This is a genomic window from Amycolatopsis rhizosphaerae, assembly GCF_007713715.1.
Lineage (GTDB): Bacteria > Actinomycetota > Actinomycetes > Mycobacteriales > Pseudonocardiaceae > Amycolatopsis_E > Amycolatopsis_E rhizosphaerae.
Window position 1 is genome coordinate 1 of sequence record NZ_VJWX01000416.1, and the last position, 6,309, is coordinate 6,309.

Annotated in this window: 6 protein-coding genes; 1 reads left to right on the top strand and 5 read right to left on the bottom strand. The window is 71.6% G+C overall.

The window, feature by feature from the left end; genetic code table 11:
• The 5 genes from FNH05_RS29175 to FNH05_RS29195 all read right to left on the bottom strand — a co-directional run.
• A partial coding sequence (locus FNH05_RS29175; RefSeq protein WP_144592063.1) for an AAA family ATPase occupies positions 1-830 on the bottom strand: 830 nt, incomplete at its 3' end.
• Positions 823-1,725, bottom strand: a complete 903-nt coding sequence (locus FNH05_RS29180; RefSeq protein ID WP_144592064.1) for an XdhC family protein — start codon at positions 1,723-1,725, stop codon at positions 823-825. The genes FNH05_RS29180 and FNH05_RS29175, both read right to left, overlap by 8 nt.
• A 1-nt stretch (position 1,726) precedes the next feature.
• The gene (locus FNH05_RS29185; RefSeq protein ID WP_144592065.1) at positions 1,727-4,123 is read right to left on the bottom strand and encodes an aerobic carbon-monoxide dehydrogenase large subunit; all 2,397 of its coding nucleotides are present in this window, start codon (positions 4,121-4,123) and stop codon (positions 1,727-1,729) included.
• Positions 4,120-4,668 carry a (2Fe-2S)-binding protein gene (locus tag FNH05_RS29190; protein ID WP_144592066.1) on the bottom strand — a complete coding sequence of 183 codons (549 nt, stop codon included), beginning with the start codon at positions 4,666-4,668 and terminating at the stop codon, positions 4,120-4,122. Before FNH05_RS29190 ends, FNH05_RS29185 begins: the two co-directional genes overlap by 4 nt.
• 4 nt (positions 4,669-4,672) lie before the next feature.
• Positions 4,673-5,575: an FAD binding domain-containing protein gene (locus tag FNH05_RS29195; protein ID WP_144592068.1), complete on the bottom strand. Its 903-nt coding sequence runs from the start codon at positions 5,573-5,575 to the stop codon at positions 4,673-4,675.
• 91 nt (positions 5,576-5,666) lie between these two features.
• On the opposite strand from FNH05_RS29195, the gene FNH05_RS29200 reads away from it, so the two are divergent.
• Positions 5,667-6,309: LysR family transcriptional regulator (locus tag FNH05_RS29200; protein ID WP_144592067.1), on the top strand; the 643-nt coding region annotated here is incomplete at its 3' end.

Consider the following 6,309-nt stretch of genomic DNA (forward strand, 5'->3'; position numbering starts at 1 on the left):
GCCGCACGGTCCTCTTCGTACTTGATCAGCGCACTCAGCGTGTGCCGCAACGCCGGTTCGTCCAGTGCCTCCACCCCCAGCGCGTGCAGCGCCGCGGCCCAGTCGATCGCCTCCGCCACGCCCGGCGGTTTGTACAGTTCGAGCCCCCGCAACCGCTGCACCGAGCGGGCGACCTGCCCGGCCAGCCAGTCCGCCACGCCCGGCACCCGGAGCCGGATGATCGCGGCCACCCTGGACGGACCGGGATGGGCGATCCACTGGTAGAGACACCGCCGCTTCAGCGCGTCATGCAGTTCGCGCGTCCGGTTCGAGGTGAGCACCGCGATCGGCGGCACCACCGCGTGCCGCGTGCCCAGTTCGGGAATCGTGACGCTGGCTTCGGCGAGCAGTTCGAGCAGGAAGGCCTCGAACTCGTCGTCGGCGCGGTCGACCTCGTCGATCAGCAGCACGGCCGGGCGCGGACCGGGATGTTCGATCGCGGCGAGCAGCGGCCGCGCCATCAGGTAGTCCTCGCCGAAAAGGTCCTCTTCGGACAGTGGATCGCCGCGTGACTCGGCGAGCCGGATCCCCAGCAGCTGCCGGGGATAGTTCCACTCGTACAGCGCATCCGAAGAGGACAGTCCTTCGTAGCACTGCAACCGGATCAGCCGGGTGTCCAGCGCCCGCGCCAGCGCCTTCGCCGCCTCGGTCTTGCCCACCCCCGGCTCGCCCTCGAGCAGGATCGGCTGGGTCAGGTGCACGGCGAGGAACAGCGCGGTGGCCAGCGCCTCGTCGGTGAGGTATCCCACCTCCTCCAGCCCGCGCGCGAACTCCTGGACCTGGTCACTCATCGGCATACCTCGCCGGGTCGGCCGCGAAGGCCTGGCGACAGCCCGGCCCGCAGAAGTGGTACTCGCGCCCGCCGTGCGTCAACCGGAGCGCGCCGGGCGTGACGGCGACGCCCATGCCGCACACCGGATCGACGGCCTCCGGATGCCCGGCCGCCTCCGGCACCGCGGGCCGCGCCGCGATGCCACCGGTACCCCGGCGGGAGGCGATCAGCTCCGCGTACACCGAGACCGCGATCTCCTCCGGGGTTCCGGCCCCGATGTCCAGCCCGGCGGGGGTGTGCACCCGGCCGGGGTCCAGCTCCAGCGCCGAGAGCACCGCCGCGCCCCGGCGGCGGCTCGCGATCAGCCCGACGTAGCCCGCGTCCGCGGCGAGCGCGGCCCGCAAAGCCGGTTCCTCGTCCCGCCCGTGCGAGGCGACGATCACCGCCGCGGCGTCGGGGAGCACCGCCTCCCCCGGCGCGGCGGCGCGCACGTCGTACCCGATCGCGCGGCCGAGGGAAACCAGCGCCCTGGCCACCGGCGCGTCCCCGAACACCACCACCAGCGCGGGCGGCAACTGCGCTTCGAGGAAGATCTCCAGCGTGCCACCGGACAGGCACGGGTTGCCGACGGTCACCACTCCCTCTTCGACCCGTTCCCGCGCGCCCGCCTCCGGCGTGATGCGCAGCAGGGTGGATCTTCCGGTGCCGAGCAGCCGGATCCCCTGCCGCCGCACCGTCGATTCGGCGCAGCTCCCGCCGACGAACCCGGACACCGTGCCGTCCGGCAGCACCAGTGCGCAGTCACCGGGCTTGGCGCTGGTCGGGCGCTGCGCCCGCACCACGGTGGCCAGGACGAACGGTTTCCGGTCCGCACGGAGGGAATCCGCCTGCGCGAGCAGTTCACGACTGGGCATCTCAGGTGATCGCCAGGTCCGGGCGCAGCGGACGGCCCTGCATCGCCCGCCACACCGCGGCGGGGGTCAGCGGCATGTCCGCGTGCCGTACGCCGTAGGGCTTCAGCGCGTCCAGCACCGCGTTGACCACCGCGGCGGGCGAGCCGACCGTGGCCGACTCCCCGATGCCCTTCGCGCCGATCGGGTGGTGCGGCGACGGCGTGACCGTCTCGCCCAGCTGCCAGGACGGGCATTCCATCGAGGTGGGCAGCAGGTAGTCCATGAAGGACCCGCCGAGGTGGTTGCCGTCCTCGTCGAAGGCCATCACCTGCATCAGCGCCATGCCGACCCCTTCGGCGAGCCCGCCGTGGATCTGGCCCTCCACGATCATCGGGTTGATCCGCACCCCGCAGTCGTCGACGGCGACGAACTGCCGCACCCTGACCTGTCCGGTGCCCGCATCCACCTCCACCACGCAGATGTAGGCGCCGAACGGGTAGGTCAGGTTCGGCGGGTTGTACACGCAGGTCGCGTCCAGATGCCCCTCCACACCTTCGGGCAGCTCCAGACTCGAATGCGCGGCCATCGCGATGTCCTGAATGGACCTGCCCGCTTCGGGATCGCCCTTGACGAACCAGCGGCCCTTCTCCCATTCCAGGTCGTCGGGGCTGACTTCGAGCATCGCCGAGGCGACCAGCCTGGCGCGCTCGCGCACCCGGCGCGCCACCACCGCGGTGGCCGCGCCGGACACCGGGGTCGAGCGTGATCCGTAGGTGCCCAGCCCGAACGGGGTCTGGTCGGTGTCGCCGTGCACCACGTCGATGTCGTCCGGCGGGATGCCCAGCTCCTCGGCCACGATCTGCGCGAACGTGGTCTCGTGCCCCTGCCCCTGGCTCTGGCAGGACAGGCGCAGCACCGCCTTGCCGGTGGGGTGCACGCGCAGTTCGGCCCCGTCGGCCATGCCGAGCCCGAGAATGTCCATGTGCTTGCGTGGCCCCGCGCCGACCGCTTCGGTGAAGAACGCCACCCCGATGCCGAGCAGGTCGCCGCTTTCGCCGTTGGCGTTCAGCTCCCGCCGCTGCGCCTGTTCGGCGCGCAGTTCGTCGTAGTCCACCATGTCCATCGCCATGCGCAGGGCACGCGGGTAGTCGCCCGAGTCGTACTCCCAGCCGGTCTTGGTGAGGTACGGGAACTGCTCGGCCCGCAGCAGGTTGCGCATCCGCAGGTGCGCCGGGTCCACGCCGAGGTCGTAGGCGAGCACGTCCACCATCCGTTCGACGAGGTAGACCGCCTCGGTGATGCGGAACGAGCAGGCGTAGGCGACCCCGCCGGGTGCCTTGTTCGTGTAGACCCCGGTGACCTCGCAGTGCGCGGCCTCGATGTCGTAGGAACCGGTGAACACGCCGAAGAACCCGGCGGGGAACTTCGACGGCTGCGCGGTGCCGTTGAAGGCGCCGTGGTCGGCGAGCACCTTCACCCGGATCCCGAGGATCTTTCCGTCCTTTGTCGACGCTATCTCGCCGTGCATGTGGTAGTCGCGGGCGAAGGAGGTGCTCATCAGGTTCTCCGAGCGGTCCTCCATCCACTTCACCGGTTTCCCGGTGAGGATCGACCCGACGATGGCGCACACGTAACCGGGGTAGATGCCGACCTTGTTGCCGAAGCCGCCGCCGATGTCCGGCGACACCACCCGGATTCTGTGCTCGGGCAGGCCCGCGACCAGCGCGTAGACGGTGCGGTGCGCGTGCGGCGCCTGCGTGGTGGTGTACATCGTGAGCTTGCCGGTGACCGGATCCAGGTCGGCCACCGCGCCGCAGGTCTCCATCGGCGCGGGATGCACCCGCGGATAGATCATGTCGGCCGCCGCGACCACGTCCGCGGCGGCGAACACCTCTTCGGTGCGGGCGCGGTCCCCGGCCTCCCAGTCGAAGATGTGGTTGTCGGTGCGGCCTTCGAGGTCGTCGCGGATCACCGGCGCGTCTTCGTCGAGCGCGTGCCGGGCGTCGACCACCGGGGGCAGCGGCTCGTACTCGACGTCGATCAGCTCCAGCGCGTCCCGCGCCGAGTACCGGTCCTCGGCCACGACGAAGGCCACCTCCTGGCCCTGGAAGCGGACCTTGTCGGTGGCCAGCACGGCCTGCACGTCGTGCGACAGCGTCGGCATCCACGCCAGGTCCAGCCCGGCCAGGGTCTCCCCGGTGATCACCGCGCGCACCTTCGGATGCGCCTGCGCCGCGCTGGTGTCCACCGAAAGGATCTTCGCGTGCGCGTGGGGGCTGCGCAGCACCGCGCCGTGCAGCATGCCGGGCAGCACGATGTCGTCGACGTAGTTGCCGTGCCCCCGCAGGAACCGCACGTCCTCCTTGCGGTGCATCCGCCCGAAACCCATCGGGGTCGGGTGCTTCTCGATGGCGGTCATGCCTGCACCTCCTTCCCGGTGTCCGCCGCGGTCTCCCTCACAGTGTCCACTGTGGTCTCTTCGGTTCTCGGCGCGGCGACCGTCACCGCCTCCTGCTCGGCGGCCCAGCGGATCGAACGCACGATGTTCTCGTAACCGGTGCAGCGGCACAGCTGCCCGGAGATGGCCTCCCGGATGTCCTCTTCGGACGGATCGGGGTTGTGGTCGATCAGCCACCGGGCGGTCATCATCATGCCGGGTGTGCAGAACCCGCACTGGAGGCCGTGGCAGGCGCGGAAGCCCTGCTGGACCGGATCGAGACCGTCCTTTCCGGCCAGCCCCTCCACGGTCCGCACGCGATGCCCGTCGGCCATCACCGCCAGCACCGTGCACGACTTCACCGGCACCTCGTCGAGCCACACCACGCACGCCCCGCAGTTGGACGTGTCGCATCCCCAGTGCGTCCCGGTCAGGCCGAGGGTGTCCCGCAGGAAGTGCACCAGCAGCAGGCGCGGTTCGACTTCGCGCCGGTGGACCTGCCCGTTGACCGTCACGCTGATTTCCATCGCCTCACGCCTCCGTTTCCCGGGCTTCCCCGGCGGCCGGGTGGCCGCCCCGCCAGCGGTGCAGCGCGGCCCTGAGCGCCCTCGCGGTGAGGGTCGCGGCGAGATGCCGCTTGTAGTCCACCGGGCCGCGCTGGTCGGCGACCGGCGCGCAGTGCTCCGCGGCGATCGCCCCGGCCTGCTCGAAGCGGGCCTGGGTGGCGGGCCCGCCGGTGAGGAACTCCTCTGCCTCGGGTGCGCAGAAGCTTCGCGCGCCGAGCGCGGTGAGACCGATGCCCGCCTCGGCCACCGTCTCGCCCTCCAGGCGCAGCTCGGCGCCGGCGGCGGCGACCGCCCAGTCACCCGCCCGCCGCTCGACCTTCCGGTAGGCCGAGGCCGAGGACCGGATCGGCACCCGGAGCCCCACCAGCAGTTCCCCATCGCCGACCACGGTTTCGTACGGGCCGCGGAAGAACTCCCGCACCGGCACGGTCCGCTGCCCGTAGATGCCCTGGATGACCGCCTCGCCGCGGACCGCGGCGAACGCCGCCGACAGGTCCTCGGACGGGTCGGCCTGGCACAGCGAACCGCCGACCGTGCCCCGGTTGCGCACGACCGGATCGGCGATGACGCGTTCCGCGTCGTGGAAGATCGGGAAATGCTCGCCCACCACCGCGGAGGCCAGCAGCTCGGCGTGCCGCACCATCGACCCGATGCAGAGCGTGTGCTCCTCGACGCTGATCCGGGCCAGCTCACCGATTTCGTTGATGTCGATGAGCGCCTGCGGCTGGGCCAGCCGCAGCTTCATCATGGGGATGAGGCTGTGCCCTCCGGCCAAGATCCGGCTCTCCGGCCCGTACTGGGCGAGCAGCCTGAGCGCCTCGTCGACGCTCGTCGCTTTCTCGTACTGGAACTGGGCGGGTACCTGCATGGCGGGCAGCTTCCGTCCCCGGATGGACGGCGGCAACGGCTCCATAAGCTTTCCCTTATCACCCAGGCGCAGGTCACGTAGAATGCCGGAGGTGACGCTCGGTCAGCTCAGCGCGTTCGTCCTGGTCGCCCGGCTCGGCTCGGTGACCGGCGCGGCGCGGGCCCTGGGCGTGAGCGAGCCCGCGGTGTCCCAGGCGCTGGCCGCCCTGCGGCAGCACCACGGCGACAAGCTCATCGTGCGGACCGCCGACGGGATGAAGCTGACCCCGGCCGGGGGCCGCCTCCTGCCCATCGCCTCGCAGATGGTGGCCCTCGGGGCCGATGCCGACGCGGCCGTCCGGGAGGCCAACGGCAGGGCCGAGCGGCTGCACGTCGCGGTCACCAGCACGCTCGCCGAGTTCGTGGCGAACCCGCTGCTCGAAACGTTCGCCGCGCGCTCCGGCCTGCCCGTGGACGCCTCGGCCGGGCTGGCGAGGACGGCCGAGATGCCGGTGCTGGTAGGCAGCAGACTCGCCGACGCCGCCCTCGGCCCCGCCTTCGAAAGCGGCCTCGACAGCACCCCTGTGTTCCGCTGCACCCTCGTCGCCGTGGCCGCGCCGCAGACCCGCTACCGCGGGAACCCGGCGAGCTGGCCGTGGCTGGTCGGCCCCTCCGGTGCCGATCCGGACAGCGACACCGCCAGGGCGCTCCAGCGGCTCGGGGTGGCCGACGACGCCATCCAGGTCTTCCCGAACC